Raw genomic sequence first — 17,985 nt, 5'->3', positions numbered from 1 at the left:
GAAGTAGACCGAGAAGTGCTGAATTGGTCTCAACCACTCAGCGGCGCCGCCGGGCTACCGTCCGGGTCGGCGCCGCTGATCCGCCGTCAACCGTCGGCCGTCAGCCGTCGGCCGTCAGCCGTCGGTGAGCGACTTCCACTCGCTGACCGGCCGGTCCTGGGTCTCGATCCGGTCCTCGTGGCTGGAGCCGTCGGCGATCGAGATGACCCGGTAGCGGTCCTGGTGGAAGACCCAGTACCAGCTGCGCCCGTTCACCCGCTGCCGGTCCGGCACCGGCAGCACGGTGGTGACCCGGTCGATCCCGGCGAAGCTGCGCCAGACCGAGATCCGGCGGTCGCCGACCACCGTCACGTCCTCGTGCCGCTCGCCGTCGGCGACGGTGTTGATCCGGTACAGCTGCTCGCCGTCCAGGGTGTGGAAGACCCAGTACCAGCTGCGGCCGTTCTGCCGCTGCCCGTCCGGGAACGGCAGGAAGAAGTCCACCGCCGCCACCCCGTTCAGCGACTGCCAGAGCCCGATGGACTGGTCCTGGCGGACCAGTTGGTCGGTGTGCTCGCTGCCGTCGGCGATCGAGACCACCCGGTAGCGCTGCCGGTCCTGGCCGGCGTGGAAGAGCCAGTAGGTGGTCTTGCCGCCGACGTTCTGCCCGTCCGGGAAGGGCAGCAGGCAGTCCAGCCGGGAGACCCCGGCGAAGGAGTCCCAGTCGTCGATCGGCCGGTCCGGCTTCTCCAGCCGGTCGGCGTGGCCGCCGCCGTCGGCGATCGAGACCGCCCGGTAGCGCTGCTGCCCGGCCACCGTGCGGAACGCCCAGTACCAGCTCTTGCCGTCCACCCGCTGGCGGTCCGGCACCGGCAGGAAGGTGTCCAGCGGCTGGCCCACCGGTGTCTCGTCGCCCGGCAGCCGGCCGTCCTGGAGCGCGTTCAGCATGGTGATGGACGGCATGAAGGCGTAGACCGCGCCCTCGGTCCGGACGAACCGCTGGAAGCCCAGCGGCACCGGATCGCCGCCCTCGTGCTCCCATTCGACCGTGCCGTCGAAGCCCACCATGCCGTCCGGGCCCGGCTTGGGCTCGCGCCCGCGCGGGAAGTCGGGGTTGTCGATCCAGCTGCCCTGGATGAACTCGAACTGCCGCGACAGCTCGCGCTGGTAGCAGATGAAGAGCAGCCCGCGCGGCGCGTCCGGCCCGCCCGGCCCCTCCGAGGCCGGGTCGAACGGCGCGCCGTACGGGCTGCCCCGGCGGATGATCCGGCGGCGGTCCATGAACGGCCTCTCGGGCACCGGGCTGGGCGGCTCCGGGTCCAGCAGCCCGTCGCGCGGGTTGGTCTTGCGCAGGTGCGAGAAGAGCGGGGTGGTGTGGCCCTCGGGGTCGTTCAGGTAGCTGATCCGGTTGTCGTTGGCCGCCACCGTGTTGAACGGCTGGTCGGCGTGCGGACAGGTCGCCACGGGGGTGCCGGAGCGCCAGCGGCCGACCAGCCGGGCGGCCAGCCACTCGATGGTGGCGTCCGGCGGCACCGCCTTGGCCTCCTTCAGCACCGGCAGTTGCCGGGCCACCTGGGCCCACCAGCCCGGCACGTCCTGGGCCAGCCGGCGGATCACCTGGAAGGAGCCGTTCACCGCCCACCTGGGCAGCTCCTCCGCCTTCTCCTCCACGGTGGGCAGGCCCACCACGAACTCGCCGGCCGGGATCAGCCGGGTGCCCGGGTGGTCCTTGACCCACTCCGGCTGCAGCGGATCCGGCTCGTCGAAGTCGATCACGCCCGGCTCGCTCACCCCGTCCTTGAAGCCGAAGTGCTCCTTGCCCCGCCGGGTACCCTCCAGGGTGGCCGCGTTCTGCTGGAAGACGATCGACACGCCGTACTGGGCGGCCAGCTCGCGCTGCTCGGTCACCGCGCCCTGGAGGTCGGCGAGGGTGTCGGAGGCGAGGGTGAGGACGGCGTGGATCTGCTCCTCGGTCTTGTTGTTGCCGAACAGCCAGTGGCTCGGGCCGCTGTCGCCGCGGTCGCCCAGCAGCTCGGCCCGGGCCACCGGGCCCTGCTGGAAGGCGGACTTGGAGCTGCGGGTGTCGTCGACCGGTTCGTAGAGCTTCTTGCCGATCAGCTTCTCCAGCCCCGAGTAGGTGAAGCTGATGCCCATCCAGGTGGCCTTGAGCCCGCTGGGGTCGCCGCCGGAGCGGTTGCGGGCCGCGCTGAACGCCGCGTTGAAGGCGGCCACCTGCCGGGTGGTGGCGATCCGCGGGGTGATCCGGCGCAGCCAGCCGCGGGCCCGCAGCGGATCCTCGAAGGTGAGCAGCAGCAGGACCATCTGGTCCTTCTTGAAGCCGGCGAGCACGTCGCCCTGGATGTCCTCGTTGTCGCGCAGCGGGAGTTCGACGGGCACGGCGCCTCCAGTGGGGTCAGGGTGATTGCGCTGGGTCACCATCGACACTACGGTACGTATCCGAACCATGCGAGGCGGCGAGCCGCCCGGCGCACCATCGGACCAACCTGACGCGACAACAACTCGGGCCGCTCGTAAGACTTGGCACGGTTGCCCCGGTCCTGACGGACCGTCGCCGGGGGCGCACCAGCGCCCCGGCCGACTTCCCGGCGCCCTTCCCCACCTGTCACTCCAGGTGACCACGCGCCGCCCCGTCCCCCTCGCGAAGGAACCCCATGCCCCGCACCGCCGCTCCCCCCGGACGCCGCCTGACCGCCCTGCTGCGCGCCTGCACCGTGGCCGCCCTGGCCACCTCCACCGCGCTCGCCGCCCCGCTCGGCGCGCACGCCGCCGGCCCCGGGCCCGAGGCCCCGATCACCGCCGAGCAGGTCCGGGCCGAGCTCCGCCCGGACGAGCTGGCCGCGTTCGGCCCCGAGCAGGCCGGTTACCTGGCCTGGCAGCGCCTGGAGCAGCGGGCCGCGCTGCACGAGGCGGCCCGCACCCGGGCCGAGGGCGGGCCGGACAACGGCTACCCGAACCCGATCCGGGTGCACCGGCTGGAGGCGCTGACCAAGAGCCAGGCCGACCTCAACACGAAGTTCGACCCGGCGGTCTTCGGCAAGTTCACCGACTACTTCTCCTCCCCCGACTACGGCGACCACATCGCGCTGCTGCCCACCGGCAAGGTGCTGGTCTTCTCCTTCGAGCCGGTGGAGACCGACCCGACCCAGGAGCCGGCCCCGACCAACATCATCGGCTCGGCCAACAAGGGCCGCGCCTACCTCTGGGACCCGGCCAGGGGCACCGGGGCCGCCGCCTTCAAGGCCGTGCCGCCGCCCAACGTGGTGCTGGACGACGGCACCGGCGCCAACCGCCCGGCGCCGTTCTTCTGCGCCGGCCACTCCTTCCTGCCCAACGGCATGCTCGGTGTCTTCGGCGGCAACCTGGGCGGCAACGGCGGTGCGGGCGCCAAGCTCTCGCTGGTCTTCGACCCGTGGACGGAGAGCTGGACCCGCAACCCCGACATGTCGGTCGGCCGCTGGTACCCCTCGGTGGTGACCGGCGCCGACGGCCGGCAGCTGATCATGTCCGGGCAGTCGGAGATCGGCTGGGGCACCCCGACCCCCGTGGTCGAGCGCTTCCCCGCCAAGGGCACCGCCGTGCCGCTCGACCCCCAGCGGGTGCCGCTCGCCCCGGTCGACCGGTTCGGCTCGGACGCGCCCTTCACCACCGACTACCCGCAGCTCTTCTCGCTCAACGACGGCAAGGTCTACGGCCTCGGCCGCACCCCGAACGAGCAGTGGCTCTTCGACCCGAAGACCGAAGGCCGCACCGACCTGCCGGCCCGCCCGGACAAGCTCGACCCCGGCGTGACGAGCCGCAACTACGGCTCGGCGGTGGCGCTGCCCGGCGGCTTCAAGGGCCCCGACTCGGTGCTGGTGCTCGGCGGCAACCGCAGCGACCCGAACACCTACCGGCTCTCCGGCGGCCGCTGGACCCAGTCCACCCCGCGCGCCTTCGGCCGCACCCAGGACGACACCCTGATCATGCCGGACGGCAACCTCTTCACCGTCAACGGCGCCTTCGACATCCGCGACTACGGCAACGGCCCGTACAACCCCAACGCGGACCTGAAGTACCGCCAGACCGAACTGCGCGACGCCCAGGGCAACTGGAGGCTCGGCCCGGTCCAGCGCCTGCCGCGCGGCTACCACTCCAACGCGGTGATCCTGCCGGACGGCCGGGTCATGGTCACCGGCGACGAGCTGCAGCAGATCGCCAACAACCCCGACATCAAGTCCGGGATGAACGGCACCATCGAGATCTACGAGCCCTGGTACCTGCACAGCACCGCCCGGCCCGCCCTCGACTCCGCGCCGACCGACCCGCAGCGCTACAACCGCAGCTTCACGGTGACCAGTTCCACCCCCAACCAGGTCACCCGCGCGGTGCTGCTCTCCCCGATCACCTCCACCCACTCGGTGGACACCGCCCAGCGCCACGTGGAACTGCAGATCAGCAACCGCTCCGGCAACCAGCTCACCCTGCAGACCCCGGCCGGCCCGGCGGCCGCCCCGCCCGGCTACTACATGCTCTTCCTGCTGGACGCGGCGGGCGTGCCGTCCAGCGCGAAGTGGGTGAAGCTGGAGCCGAAGGAGTCGGGCGGGTCGCTGCCGTAACGGGCCGTCAGTCCAGTGCGCGCACGGCGGCGGCGAGTGCCGTCGCCGTGCGCCGGACGTCCGCCTCGGTGGTGCGCCAGTTGCTGAACGCCGCCCGCAGCGCAGGAGCGCCCGCGTACCGGGTGGGCGTCAGGAAGGCGTCCGGGGCCAGCCGCGCCGCGAGGGCGGCGAGCCGGTCGGCGGTCGGGTCCTGCGCGAGGGTGAAGCAGACCACGTTGAGCCGCACCGGGGCGAGCAGCCGCAGCCCGGGGGTGGCGGCCACCGCCTCACCGAGGGTGCGGGCGCAGGCCGCGCAGCGCTCGACGATCTCGCGGTGGCCGTCCCGGCCGTAGGCGCGCAGCGTGAACCAGGCGGCCAGGGCGCGCAGGCGGTGCGAGTTCTCCGGGGTCAGGTGCACCAGGTCGGGCCGCTCGCCGCTCGGGGCCGGGCCCAGGTAGGCGGCAGCGTTGTGGAACACCCGGGCCTGCAGGTCGGGGCGGCGGGTGAACTGCACGGCGCTGTCGTAGGGCACGTTGAGCCACTTGTGCAGGTCCACGCAGACCGAGTCGGCCGCGTCCAGGCCGGCCACCAGCTCGGCGAACTCCGGTGCCAGCGCGGCGAACCCGCCGAAGGCGGCGTCCACGTGCAGCCAGCAGCCGTACCGGTCGCGCAGTTCGGCGAGCGCGAGCAGGTCGTCGAAGTCCGCCGTGTTCACCGTGCCCGCGTTGGCCACCACCACGCACGGGCCGGCGGCCCGGACCAGCTCCCGTTCCAGCGCGGCCGGGTCCACCGCCTCGCGCCCCGGCAGCGTGGCCACCGGGACCAGCGCCGAACGGCCCAGGCCCAGCACCGAGAGCGCCTTGGAGACGCTGGAGTGCGCCGTCCCGGAGAGCACCCGCACCCGGCCGAGCGCGGCGGCGCCCTCCTGCGCCACGTCCACGCCGCGCCGCTCGCCCAGCCACTCTCGGGCGATCGCCAGCCCGACCGTGTTGGACATGGTCGCGCCGCTGACGAAGGTGCCGCTGTGCGCCGGGCCGAGCCCGAACAGCCCGCGCAGCCGGTCCGCCGTCTCGCGCTCCAACTGCTGGCCGGCCGGGTCCAGTGCGGAGTTGGAGTTCTGGTCGGCGGCGGCCGTCAGCCAGTCGCCGGCCAGCGCCGCCGGGGTGGCGCCGCCGGTGACGAAGCCGAAGTAGCGCGGTCCGGCCGAGGCGGAGAAGGCGGGCTGCCAGCGCTCGGCGAACTCGTCCAGCGCGGCGCGCAGTCCGCCGCCCTCGCCGCCCGGCGGCGTCGCCCCGGGGCCGATCGGCTCGCCGAGCACCGGGCGGTCGTCCAGCCCGGCCAGGAAGTCGACGGCCTGCCGTCTGGTCGACTCCAGCAGCTCGGGCAGCTGGGCAAGATCGGCGGCGAGTTCAGGGTGCACGGGACCTCCGGTTTCAGCGGTGCAGCCGAGGCTAGCCGCCGCCCGGCCGGCCCGTCCCGGTCCAATTCCACTCCGGTGGCCGTACTCTGCTCCGATGACCGCCCTCGCCGCCGCCCCGATCGACACCGCGCGCCTGGCCCTGCTCCCGCTGCGGGTCGAGCACGCCGAGGAGATGGCCGAGGTCCTCGCCGACCCGGCCCTGCACCACTTCACCGGCGGGGAGCCCGAATCCGCCGAGGCGCTGCGCCGGCGCTACCTGCGCTGGGCGGCCGGCTCGCCCGATCCGGCGGTCTCCTGGTGCAACTGGGTGGTCCGGCTGCGCGAGGCCGACTGCCTGGCCGGCACCGTGCAGGCCACCGTGACGGCCGGCGCCGCCGAGATCGCCTGGGTGGTCGGCACCCCCTGGCAGCGCCGCGGCCTCGCCGCCGAAGCCGCGACCGGCCTGGTCGACTGGCTCGCCGGCCGCGGCGTCCCCGTCGCCGTCGCGCACATCCACCCCGGCCACGCGGCCTCCGCCGCCGTGGCCCGCGCCGCCGGCCTGCGCCCGACCGACCGGCTGCAGGACGGCGAACTCCGCTGGGAGCGCACGCTCTCCTGAGCCGCCGTCACTCCGCCAGGGTGTGCGCGACCAGCGCGTTGGCGTGCCCGTGGCCGAGGCCGTGCTCGGCCTTCAGCCAGGCGACCAGCTCCATGTGCCTGGTCAGCGGCGAGCTGCGGATCAGCTCCTTCCACTCCGCGATCGGGCGGCCGTACTTCTGCTCGATCGAGGGGAAGTAGCTCGCGGGGCCCTTCACCGGTGCACTGCTCATCTCTTCTCTCTCCTTCTCTCCGACCTCACCACTACTGACGGACCGCGCCGCCCGAACTCATCGCCCGGCGCCGGTCCCTTCCCGCAGCCGGTCCGGCAGCCCCCAGAGCGGGAACAGCCGCTCGGTGTCCATGTGGTTGGTGATGGTGCCGATCCGCCCGTCGGAGACCTCCAGCACGGTGATCCCCCAGGGCGTCCAGCCGTCCCCGTCCTCCGCCGGGCGGTACTGCGCGTAGGCCGGCATCCCGTTCGCCTCCACCGGCACCAGCCGGGAGCCGCGGCATCCGCTCCCGACGCCCGACCACCACGCGCGCAGCTCCGCCACCCCCGCCAGCCAGAGCCGGAACGGCGGCATGTTGAGCACCGCGTCCTGGTGCAGCAGCGCGGCCAGCCCGTCGATGTCGAAGGCCTCGAAGGCCTGCACGTACTTCGCCAGCAGCTCCCGCTGCTCTCCGTCCATCGGCTTCACCGGCTCGCCGGCGTCCGCCCCGCTCTCCGCCATCGTCGCCCGGGCCCGCTGCAGCGCGCTGTTCACCGAGGCCACCGACGTGCCCAGCAGCTCCGCGGTCTCGGCCGCCGACCAGGCCAGCACCTCCCGCAGGATCAGCACCGCCCGCTGCCGGGCCGGCAGCTTCTGCAGCGCCGCCACGAACGCCAGCCGGATCGTCTCCCGCCCCACCGCGACCTCGGCCGGATCCCCGGCCAGCACCCGCCCGTCGGGCACCGGCCCCACCCAGATCCGCTCCTCCAGCTGCCCCAGGTCCGGCGCCACCGCCGACCCGGGCGCCCCCAGATCCATCGGCCGCGCCCGCCGCTGCGCCGCCGGCACCATGTCCAGGCAGACGTTGGTGGCGATCCGGTACAGCCAGGTGCGCAGCCCCGACCGCCCCTCGAACCCGTCGAACTTCGACCAGGCCCGCACCATCGTCTCCTGCACCGCGTCCTCGGCCTCGAAGGCCGAGCCCAGCATCCGGTAGCAGTACCCGGTCAGCTCCCGCCGGAAGGGCTCCAGGCGCTCGGCGACGTCCCCGCGATCCACTGTCACAGCCATGGCGCCACCCTAGCCGCCACCACTGACCAAGATCATCGGTCCTGTCCGGCCGGTGCCGCGGAGCCCGCCTCAGTACATCCGCGCCAACGGCGTCCGGTGCGGCAGCACGGCGGCGGTGGCGGCGGCGCCGCGCGGGGTGGAGTACGGGTCCAGCGCGTCCGCCGGGCCGGCCTCCAGCCGGACCCGCTCGCCGATGCCGTGCAGTTCGGCCAGCGCGATCAGCAGGTCCAGCGCGACGTGGTCCTCCAGCGCGAAGCCGGTGGAGTCGAAGACCGTCCGGCGGACCCGGAGCGGGTCGGCGAGCCGGGGCGTGCGGCAGAGCTCGGGCAGCGTGGCGCCGATCTCGCCCGCCGCCAGCCGCTGGCACTCCCCCTCCCGGCGCGCCTGGCCCAGGTGGTCGGGGCAGACGTACGCCGCCCGCAGCAGCGGCAGCGGGACCTCCACCTTGCCGGGGAGGTCCGCCCCGACCGCGTTGACGTGCAGGTGCTCCTTCAGCCGCTCGCCGCGCAGTACCGGGCCGGCGCCGACCTCCACCGAGGTCGCGGTGCAGATCACGTCCGCCCGGGCCTCCAGTTCGGCCAGCGGCGCCTCCCGCACCTCCAGGCCGAGGAAGGAGGCGCGGCGCGCGAACGAGCGGCGGTGCGCGGGGTCGGTGTCGTGCACCAGCACCTCGCGGATGTCGAGCACCCGGGAGAGGGCGTGCAGCTGGGTCACGGCCTGGGCCCCCGCTCCGACCAGGCCCACGGTGTCGCTGTCCGGCCGGGCCAGCAGCCGGGTGGCCACGGCCGAGGCGGCACCCGTGCGGATCGCCGTGGGCAGGGCCGCGTCGGCGATCGCCACCAGGTGGCCGGTCCGGTCGTCGATCCGGGCCAGGGTGCCGAGGATGGTCGGCAGGCCGTGCCGGCCGGGGTTCTCCGGCGCGTAGGAGACCAGCTTCACGGTGGCCGCCAGGCCCGGCTCGTGGTGCGGCATCCACTCCAGCACCCCGGCGCGGGAGGTGCCGGTGGTGAAGCCGGCCCGTGGCGGGGTGCCGGCGCCGTCGCGGTCGGCCGTGCGGAACGCCGCCTCCAGGCGGTCGATCATCTGGTCCATCAGCCGGTCGCGGCCGACCTGGGCCATCAGCCGGTGCAGGTCGGCGCCGGAGAGGAGCAGGGTGTCAGTGGGCATCGGCATGGCAGGTCCTGTCGGTGTCGGTGGATGACGGGTCGTCGGGGAGCCGGCCCAGCCGCTCGGTCAGGGCCGCGCCGATCCGCGCCGCCGCCGTGGCGACCATGTCGTGGTGCCCGCAGTCGAGTGGGACGGAGGCCAGCCGGCCGGTGAGGTGGGGACCCCAGTCGCCCCAGCGGCCGGGCTCGGGGCGGTCGCGCTCCGCGGTGAGCAGCAGCAGGTCGCCGTCGAAGACGCCGGGGCGGTGCCCCCGCATCAGGGTCAGGTTGTTCGCGCCGACCCTCAGGGCGTCCCGGATCTGGCGGTCCGTCGCCCCGGACAGCGGCGGGCAGCCCTCCCGGACCAGCCGGACGGCCTGCTCGCCGGTGTCCGCGCGGAGCGCGGCCGGGTCCGGCAGGCGGCCGGTGAGGTTCTCCACCGCGAGCGCGGTGAGCCGGGCCGGGTCGGCGAACTCCTCGTCCGCCGGGGCGCCCTGGGGATGGCTGTCGAGCAGCACCAGCGAGCCGACCCCGGCCCGCTCGCCCCGCAGCCGGACCCCGATGGCGTGCGCGACCAGGCCGCCGAACGACCAGCCCGCCAGGTGGTACGGACCGTCCGGCCGGATCCGCCGGATCCCGGCGAGATAGTCCTCGGCCATCTCCGCCACGCTGGAGGGCAGTTCGCCGCCGTCCAGCCCGCGCGCCTGGATCGCGTACACCGGGTGTCCGGCGGGGAGGTGGGCCAGCAGGCGGGCGTAGGCCCAGCCGAAGCCGCCGGCCGGGTGGAGCAGGAAGAGCGGCGCCCGGTCGCCCCCGGTCCGCAGCCCCAGGAAGCCCTCGGGACCCTCCTCGGCGGCCGGCCGGGCCCGCACCCTGGCCGCCAGCCCCGCCGCGGTGGGCGCGCCGAACAGCGCCCGGACCGGCAGGTCGGCACCCAGCTCGGTGCGGATCCGCGTGAGCAGGCGCATGCCGAGCAGCGAATGGCCGCCCAGGGCGAAGAAGTCGTCCTCGGCGCCGACCTCCGGTAGGCCCAGCACCTCGGCGAGGAGCCGGCAGAGCGCCGCTTCGAGCGGCGAGCCGGGGGCGCGGCCCGCGGCCGCCTCGATCCGGCCGGGCGCCGGCAGCGCGGCGCGGTCGAGCTTGCCGCTCGGCGTCAGCGGCAGCTCGTCCAGCGCGACGAACCGGGACGGCACCATGTGGTCGGGCAGCATCGCGCCGAGGAACTCGCGCAGCCGCTCCGCCGCGGGCAGGCCGCCGTCGCCGGGGACGGCGTAGCCGACCAGCCGCCCGCCCCCGGCACCGTCCTCGCGCAGCGCCACGGCGGCCCGCTCGATCCCGGGGTGGGCGGTCAGGGCGGCCTCGACCTCGCCGAGCTCGATCCGGAAGCCGCGCACCTTGACCTGCTGGTCGGTCCGGCCCAGGTACTCCAGCTCGCCCGCCGCGCTCCACCGCACCAGGTCGCCGGTGCGGTACATCCGGGAGCCGGGCGGACCGTACGGGTCCGCCGTGAACCGCTCCGCCGTCAACCCCGGGCGGGCGTGGTAGCCGGTCGCCAACTGGGCTCCTGCCAGGTGGAGTTCACCGGGCACGCCGGGCGGGCAGAGCCGCAGCGCACCGTCGAGCACGTACCCGCGGGTGTTCCAGACCGGCCGGCCGATCGGGACCGGCCCGGCATCGCCCGCGGCGCAGGTGTGCGCGGTGACGTCGACCGCCGCCTCGGTGGGGCCGTAGAGGTTGTGCAGCGGCACGCCCGGCAGGAGGCGCTGGAACTCCCGGACCACCTCGCGCGGCAGCGCCTCGCCGCTGCAGAAGACCTGGCGCAGCCCGTCGCAGCGGGCGGCGGCGGGCTCGGCGAGGAAGACCCGGAGCAGGGAGGGGACGAAGTGGCAGACGGTCACCCGCTCCCGGCGGATGGTCCGGGCCAGGTAGGCGGCGTCCCGGTGCCCGCCCGGCTCGGCCAGCACCAGGGTGGCGCCCTCGCGCAGCGGCCAGAAGAACTCCCAGACCGACACGTCGAAGCTGGACGGGGTCTTCTGCAGCACCCGGTCCCCGGGGCGCAGCGGGTGGGCGTGCTGCATCCAGGCCAGCCGGTTGTGGACGGCGGCGTGGCTGACGACCACGCCCTTGGGCCGGCCGGTGGAGCCGGAGGTGTAGATGACGTAGGCGGGCTGCCCCGGTGCGGGCGCGCGGTCCGGAGCGGTGGCGGGCAGGCCGGAGAGGTCCAGGGCGCCGAGGTCCACCAGCGGACCTGCGCACAGCGGCAGCCGGCTTCCCGTCAGGGCGTCGGTGAGCACGCAGGCCGGCGCCGCGTCCTCGAGCATGGCGTCGAGGCGGGCGGGCGGGTAGTCGGGATCGAGCGGCAGGTAGGCGCCCCCGGCCTTCAGCACGGCGAGCAGCGCCACGACCAGGTCGACCGAGCGCGGCAGCGCGATCCCGACCGGGCTGCCCGGCCGCACCCCGCGCCGGATCAGGTGGTGCGCCAACCGATTGGCGCGGGCGTCGAGTTCGGCGTAGCCGACGGTCTGCTCGCCGAAGACGAGGGCGACTGCCTCCGGGGTGCGGGCCGCCTGCTCCCCGACGGGGCCGATCAGGGTGCCGGGGGCGAGCCCGCGCGCGGTGTCGTTCCAGCCGCCCAGGATCGCCTGCTCCTCGCGCGCGGTGAGGATCGGGACGTCCGCGAGCCGCAGGTCCGGATCGGCCGCCACCGCCGCGAGCACCAGGTCCAGCCGGGCGACCAGCCGCTCGGCGGTGGTCCGGTCGAACAGGTCCTCCGCGTAGGAGAGGTAGCCGGTCGGCGTGCCGGAACCGGCGGGCTGGTCGAAGTAGAAGCTGAGGTCGAACCGCTCGGTTCCGGTCCCCACCGTTCGGGGGGTGGTGGTGAGGTGGTCGAGGTCCCAGTGGGGCGGGGTGGTGTGCTGGAAGGCGAGGAGGACTTGGAAGAGCGGGTGGTGGGCGGTGCTGCGGGGCGGGTTGAGGGCGGTGACCAGGTCGTCGAAGGGCAGGTCCTGGTGGCTGTAGGCCTGTAGGTCGGTCTCGCGGATGCGCTGCAGCAGGGTGCGGAAGCCCGGGTTCCCGGCGGTGTCGTTGCGCAGCACCAGCGTGTTGACGAAGAAACCGACGTGATCGTCGAGTTGCGGGTCCGTGCGGCCCGCGGTCGGGACGCCGATCGGCACGTCCGTCCCGGCGCCGTGCCGGGTCAGCAGCACCGCGAGCGCCGCCTGCAGCACCATGAACACCGTGCTGTTCGCGGACTGCGCCAGTCCGGTGAGGTCCGTGCCGAGGCGGATCGGGACGGTGCCGCCGCGGTGCGAGGGCGTGGCGGGGCGCGGGCGGTCGGCCGGCAGCTCCAGCGTGGGCGGCAGATCGGCCAGCTGCTTCGTCCAGTAGGCCAGTTGGGCGGCACGGGTGGGCGTCGGCTCGGCATCCGTGCCGAGCAGCCGTTGCTGCCACAGCGCGTAGTCGCCGTAGCCGACCGGCAACGGCTCCCACTGCAGCGCCTCGCCCCGCACCCGGGCGTTGTAGGCGGCCGACAGGTCACGGGAGAGGGGAGCGGTGGACCAGCCGTCGGTGGCGACGTGGTGGACGACCAGCAGCAGGGTGTGCCGCTCGGGCCCGTGCCGGAAGAGCGTCGCCCGCAGCGGCAGATCGACCGTCAGGTCGAACGGCTCTCGCGCGGCCCGTGCCAGTGCGGCCGCGAGAGCCGAGGGCGCCACCTGGGTGCGGGCCAGTGCGACGCCCGCCCGGAGAACCCGTCGGCAGGGCTCGCCGTCGACCTCGGGAAAGAGCGTGCGCAGCGGCTCATGACGCTCCGCCAGGTCATCGAGCGCCGCAGACAGCGCCGCCACGTCCAACGGACCGTCCAGCGTCAGCACCTCGGGCTGGTTGTACGTCCCGTTCGGACCCTCCAACCGGTTCAGGAACCACAGCCGCCGCTGCGCCGGCGACAACGGCACCACCTCCACCGCCCCGGCAGCCCGCACCAGCGGCGGGCGGTCTTCGCGGTCCCCGTGCAGAACGGCCGCCAGCGCCGCCGGCGTCGGATGCCGGAACACCGCCGCCACCGGCAGCGACACCCCCAGCGCCGCCCGCACCCGGCCCACCAGCCGGGTCACCAGCAGCGAATGCCCGCCCAGCGCAAAGAAGTCCTCCTCCGCCCCGACTCCCGGGAGCGCCAGGATCTCCGCGAAGAGCCGGCAGAGCACCTCCTCCTGCACGGTCCGCGGCCCCCGGCCCGCTCGCCGGCCTTCCGCCCCGGGCGCGGGCAGCGCCGCCCGGTCCAGCTTGCCGTTCGGCGTCAACGGGAACTCCGCCAGCACCACGAACGCCGACGGCACCATGAACCCCGGCAACCGCTCCACCGCCACCCGCCGCAACTCCTGCGGGCTGACGGCCCGTCCGGGCACCGCCACCGCATAGGCGGTGATCCGGTCCTCGCGGAGCAGGACCACGGCCCGCGCCACCCCGGGGCACTCGGTCAGGGCGGCCTCGATCTCGCCGAGTTCCACCCGGAAGCCGCGCACCTTCACCTGGTGGTCCGTGCGCCCCAGGTACTCCAGCTCCCCGGCCGCGTTCCACCGCACCAGATCACCCGTGCGGTACATCCGGGAGCCGGGCACCCCGAACGGATCCGCCAGGAACCGCTCCGCCGTCAACCCAGGCCGCCCCAGATACCCACGCGCCAACCCCGCCCCCGCGATGTACAACTCCCCCGCAACCCCCACCGCCACCGCCCGCAACCCCCCGTCCAGCACGTAGCCGCGGACGTTCCCGAACGGCCGGCCCAGCGGGGCGGTCGGCGGCCACTGCGCGACCTCGCCGGCCATGGTGTGGAAGGTCATCGCATGGGTCTCGGCCGGGCCGTAGACGTTGTGGATCCTGCGTCCCGGGCGGTCCGCGAGGAACCGGCGGAGGCGGTCGCCCAGCACCAGCGCCTCGCCGCCCTGCAGCAGGTCGGTCAGCTCCGGCAGCCGGCGGCCGCTCTCCTCGGCGTGCTCGACCAGGGCGTCGATGGCCAGGTTCGGCGCGAAGAGCTCGTTGATCCGCTGCTCCGCCAGCCAGTCGGCCAGATCCGAGGAGGTCCGCCGCACCTCGTCACCGGGGATCACCAGGGCCTTGCCCATGACGAGCGGCGAGAGGATCTCCTGCACCGAGAAGTCGAAGCCGATGGCGGTGAACTGCGCCGTCCGCACGCCCGGCCCGCCCGGGTAGGCCGCCGCGTGCTGCACCAGCAGGTTGACCAGGCCGGCGGTGGGCATCACGACGCCCTTGGGCCGGCCGGTGGAGCCGGAGGTGTAGATGACGTAGACGGCGGTCAGCTGGGAGACCGGCGCCCGGCGGTCGGCGTCGACCGGGTTCGCCGCGGGCCGGCCGGCGAGGTCCGCCGCCACCTCGGGGTCGTCCAGCCGCAGCAGTTCGGCGCCGGAGCTCAGCCCGCGAGCGGCGAACTCGCCGGTGGCCAGGACGACGCCGGGGGCCGCGTCGTCGAGCAGGTGGCCGATCCGGGCGTCGGGGTAGCCGAGGTCGATCGGCAGATAGGCGCCGCCCGCCTTGAGCACGGCGAGCAGCGCCACGACCAGGTCGACCGAGCGCGGCAGCGCCACCGCCACGATCCGCTCCGGGCCGATCCCCTCCGCGATCAGCCGGTGCGCCAGCCGGTTCGCCCGCGCGTTCAACTCCGCGTAGTCGACCGCCTCGTGCCCGTCCGCCACGGCCAGCGCAGTCGGCGTACGGGCCGCCTGCGCCTCGAACAGCTCGGGCACCGGGACGGCCGGCACGGCGGACCCGGTGTCGTTCCAGTCGACCAGGATGCGGCGCTCCTCCTCCGGGCCGAGCACGGCGACGGAGGCGAGCCGGACCTCGGGATCGGCGGCGACCGACGCGAGGACGTTGAGGTAGCGCCCCGCCAAGGCCTCGACCGTCGCGGCGTCGAAGAGGTCGGCCGCGTACTCGATGCTCCCGTCCAGTCGGTGCAGCGCGCCGCCCGCGGTGCGCCGCTCCTCGAAGGAGAAGCCGAGGTCGAACTTGGCGGTGGTGGAGCCGACCGTTCGGGGGGTGGTGGTGAGGCGGTCGAGGTCCCAGTGGGGCGGGGTGGTGTGCTGGAAGGCGAGGAGGACTTGGAAGAGCGGGTGGTGGGCGGTGCTGCGGGGCGGGTTGAGGGCGGTGACCAGGTCGTCGAAGGGCAGGTCCTGGTGGCTGTAGGCCTGTAGGTCGGTCTCGCGGATGCGCTGCAGCAGGGTGCGGAAGCCCGGGTTTCCGGCGGTGTCGTTGCGCAGCACCAGCGTGTTGACGAAGAAGCCGACATGGTCGTCGAGTTGCGGGTCCGTGCGGCCCGCGGTCGGGACGCCGATCGGCACGTCCGTCCCGGCGCCGTGCCGGGTCAGCAGCACCGCGAGCGCCGCCTGCAGCACCATGAACATCGTGCTGTTCGCGGACTGCGCCAACTCAGCCAGCCGGGCGGTGAGTTCGGGACCGATCCGGACAGGCACCGTGCCGCCGCGGTGCGAGGGTGTGGCGGGACGCGGGCGGTCGGCCGGCAGCTCCAGCGTGGGCGGCAGATCGGCCAGCTGCTTCGTCCAGTAGGCCAGTTGGGCGGTGCGGGTGGGCGTCGGCTCGGCATCGGTGCCGAGCAGCCGTTGCTGCCACAGCGCGTAGTCGCCGTAGCCGACCGGCAACGGCTCCCACCGCGGCACCTCTCCCCGCACCCGGGCGTTGTAGGCGGCCGACAGATCCCGGGAGAACGGCGTCGCTGACCAGCCGTCGGTGGCGACGTGGTGGACGACCAGCAGCAGGGTGTGCCGCTCGGGCCCGTGCCGGAAGAGCGTCGCCCGCAACGGCAGATCCACCGTCAGATCAAACGGCCCTCGCGCGGCCCGTGCCAGCGCCGCCGACAGCCCGTTGGGCGCCACCTCCACGAAGTCCGGCGCGACCCGGGCCCGCACGACCTGCTGGTACGGCTCGCCGTCGACCTCGGGAAAGAGCGTGCGCAGCGGCTCATGACGCTCCATCAGGTCATCGAGCGCCGCAGACAGCGCCGCGACGTCCAACGGACCGTCGAGCGTCAGCGCCTCGGGCTGGTTGTACGTCCCGTTAGGACCCTCCAACCGGTTCAGGAACCACAGCCGCCGCTGCGCCGGCGACAACGGCACCACCTCCACCGCGCCGGCGGCCCGCACCAGCGGCGGGCGGTCTTCGCGGTCCCCGTGCAGAACGGCCGCCAGCGCCGCCGGCGTCGGATGCCGGAACACCGCCGCCACCGGCAGCGACACCCCCAGCGCCACCCGCACCCGGCCCACCAGCCGCGTCACCAACAGCGAATGCCCGCCCAGCGCGAAGAAGTCCTCCTCCGCCCCCACCGACGCCTCGCCCAGCACCTCGGCGAAGAGCCGGCAGAGCACCTCCTCCCGCTCCGTCCGCGGCCCCCGCCCCACCAGCCGGCCCTCCGCCACCGGCGCAGGGAGCGCCGCCCGGTCCAGCTTGCCGTTCGGCGTCAACGGGAACTCCGCCAGCACCACGAACGCCGACGGCACCATGAACCCCGGCAACCGCTCCACCGCCACCCGCCGCAACTCCGCCGGGCTGACGTCCCGTCCGGGCACCGCCACCGCATAGGCGGTGATCCGCTGGTCGCCCGGCCGGTCCTCGCGCACCACCGCCGCCGCCCGCGCCACCGCCGGGTGGCCGGTCAGCGCCGCCTCGATCTCGCCGAGTTCCACCCGGAAGCCGCGCACCTTCACCTGGTGGTCCGTGCGCCCGAGGTACTCCAGCTCCCCGGCCGCGTTCCACCGCACCAGATCACCCGTGCGGTACATCCGCGACCCCGGCGCCCCGAACGGATCCGCCAGGAACCGCTCCGCCGTCAACCCAGGCCGCCCCAGATACCCCCGCGCCAACCCCGCCCCCGCGATGTACAACTCCCCCGCAACCCCCACCGCCACCGCCCGCAACCCCCCGTCCAGCACGTGAACGGCAGTGCCCTCGATCGGGCGCCCGATCGGCGGCGGGCCCGCGTCGGCCGGGCCGATCCGCTGGACGGTCGACCAGATGGTGGTCTCCGTCGGGCCGTAGAGGTTGACCACCTCCGCGCCCGTCGCGGTCATCTCCCGGGCCAGCCGCGCCGGCAGGGCCTCGCCGCCGACCAGCATCCGCAGGCCCCGCAGCGCCTGCGGCCGCTCCGCCAGCAGCGCCGACCAGAGCGAGGGCGTGGCCTGCAGCACGGTGGCGCCGAACCGGGCCCGCAGGTCGGCGAGGGCCGCCGCGTCCCGGGCCTGCTCCGGGCCGGCCACCACCACACCGGCTCCGCCGAGCAGCGGCAGGAAGAACTCCAGCGCGGCGATGTCGAAGGCGGCGGTGGTGACGGCCAGCAGCCGGTCCCGCGGACCGAGCGGCACCACCCGCCGCATGGCGGCCAGGAAGGCGGCCAGCGCGCCGTGCGGGACGACGATGCCCTTGGGCCGGCCGGTGGAGCCGGAGGTGTAGAGGGCGTAGGCGGGGTGCCGCGGCTCGGGCGCCCGGCCGGGGTCGGTCGCGGGACGGCGGGCGCCGTCGGGCAGGTCGAGGTCGATCACCTCGGCGGTCGTCGGCGGAAGCAGCCGGCTGGTCGGGGTGTCGGTGAGCAGGGCTGTCGGGGCCGCGTCCGCCAGCGTGTACGCCAGCCGGTCGGCCGGGTGGCCGGGGTCGATCGGCAGGTAGGCGCCGCCCGCCTTGAGCACGGCGAGCAGCGCCACGACCAGGTCGACCGAGCGCGGCAGCGCCACCGCCACGATCCGCTCCGGGCCGATCCCCTCCGCGATCAGCCGGTGCGCCAGCCGGTTCGCCCGCGCGTTCAACTCCGCGTAGTCCACCGCCTCGTGCCCGTCCGCCACCGCCAGCGCAGTCGGCGTACGGGCCGCCTGCGCCTCGAACAGCTCGGGCAGCATCGGTCGGTGGGCCTCGGTGGGCGCCGGCATGGGACTCCTCCTGTCGGTACGTTGCTCTGCCCCGGGCGGCGG

General features: G+C 74.7%; 8 protein-coding genes. 2 read left to right on the top strand and 6 right to left on the bottom strand.

Features of this window, described 5'->3' with window-relative positions; all coding sequences use genetic code 11:
• Positions 1 to 114: 114 nt before the first annotated feature.
• A complete protein-coding gene (locus tag ACFYNO_RS06470) occupies positions 115 to 2,376 on the bottom strand; it encodes a Dyp-type peroxidase (RefSeq protein WP_388006196.1) in 2,262 nt (753 codons plus the stop codon).
• Positions 2,377 to 2,651: 275 nt separating this feature from the next.
• Here ACFYNO_RS06470 and ACFYNO_RS06465 point away from each other — a divergent pair, with 275 nt between their 5' ends.
• The gene (locus tag ACFYNO_RS06465; RefSeq protein WP_388006193.1) at positions 2,652 to 4,595 is read left to right on the top strand and encodes a galactose oxidase-like domain-containing protein; all 1,944 of its coding nucleotides are present in this window, start codon (positions 2,652 to 2,654) and stop codon (positions 4,593 to 4,595) included.
• A gap of 7 nt (positions 4,596 to 4,602) precedes the next feature.
• Here ACFYNO_RS06465 and ACFYNO_RS06460 read toward each other — a convergent pair whose 3' ends face one another.
• Entirely contained in the window at positions 4,603 to 5,994 is a 1,392-nt protein-coding gene (locus ACFYNO_RS06460) for a pyridoxal phosphate-dependent decarboxylase family protein (protein ID WP_388006190.1), read from the bottom strand.
• Positions 5,995 to 6,088: 94 nt separating this feature from the next.
• Between ACFYNO_RS06460 and ACFYNO_RS06455 the strand changes: the two genes are divergently transcribed.
• Positions 6,089 to 6,592, top strand: coding sequence for a GNAT family N-acetyltransferase (locus ACFYNO_RS06455; RefSeq protein WP_388006187.1), 504 nt, complete (start codon positions 6,089 to 6,091; stop codon positions 6,590 to 6,592).
• A gap of 7 nt (positions 6,593 to 6,599) precedes the next feature.
• Here the strand turns inward: ACFYNO_RS06455 and ACFYNO_RS06450 are convergent, their stop codons facing one another.
• The 4 genes from ACFYNO_RS06450 to ACFYNO_RS06435 form a co-directional block, all read right to left on the bottom strand.
• Positions 6,600 to 6,803, bottom strand: coding sequence for a DUF4287 domain-containing protein (locus ACFYNO_RS06450; protein WP_388006184.1), 204 nt, complete (start codon positions 6,801 to 6,803; stop codon positions 6,600 to 6,602).
• A gap of 57 nt (positions 6,804 to 6,860) precedes the next feature.
• Positions 6,861 to 7,853 (bottom strand): sigma-70 family RNA polymerase sigma factor, encoded by a 993-nt coding sequence (locus ACFYNO_RS06445; RefSeq protein WP_388006181.1) that lies wholly within the window; start codon positions 7,851 to 7,853, stop codon positions 6,861 to 6,863.
• 69 nt (positions 7,854 to 7,922) lie between these two features.
• Entirely contained in the window at positions 7,923 to 9,026 is a 1,104-nt protein-coding gene (locus ACFYNO_RS06440; protein WP_388006178.1) for an ornithine cyclodeaminase family protein, read from the bottom strand.
• Positions 9,010 to 17,943, bottom strand: coding sequence for an amino acid adenylation domain-containing protein (locus ACFYNO_RS06435; RefSeq protein ID WP_388006175.1), 8,934 nt, complete (start codon positions 17,941 to 17,943; stop codon positions 9,010 to 9,012). Before ACFYNO_RS06435 ends, ACFYNO_RS06440 begins: the two co-directional genes overlap by 17 nt.
• Between the last annotated feature and the right edge of the window lie 42 nt (positions 17,944 to 17,985).

It is taken from the genome of Kitasatospora sp. NPDC006697 (genome assembly GCF_042869935.1).
GTDB lineage: Bacteria > Actinomycetota > Actinomycetes > Streptomycetales > Streptomycetaceae > Kitasatospora.
This window is presented reverse-complemented; position numbering and strand designations above follow the sequence as displayed.

Bases quoted from the DNA above. Each gene is read 5' to 3' on its own strand.
- ACFYNO_RS06450 (WP_388006184.1), bottom strand. From the start codon at position 6,803: ATGAGCAGTGCACCGGTGAAGGGCCCCGCGAGCTACTTCCCCTCGATC.
- ACFYNO_RS06465 (WP_388006193.1), top strand. From the start codon at position 2,652: ATGCCCCGCACCGCCGCTCCCCCCGGACGCCGCCTGACCGCCCTGCTG.
- ACFYNO_RS06440 (WP_388006178.1), bottom strand. From the start codon at position 9,026: ATGCCGATGCCCACTGACACCCTGCTCCTCTCCGGCGCCGACCTGCAC.
- ACFYNO_RS06445 (WP_388006181.1), bottom strand. From the start codon at position 7,853: ATGGCTGTGACAGTGGATCGCGGGGACGTCGCCGAGCGCCTGGAGCCC.
- ACFYNO_RS06455 (WP_388006187.1), top strand. From the start codon at position 6,089: ATGACCGCCCTCGCCGCCGCCCCGATCGACACCGCGCGCCTGGCCCTG.
- ACFYNO_RS06435 (WP_388006175.1), bottom strand. From the start codon at position 17,943: ATGCCGGCGCCCACCGAGGCCCACCGACCGATGCTGCCCGAGCTGTTC.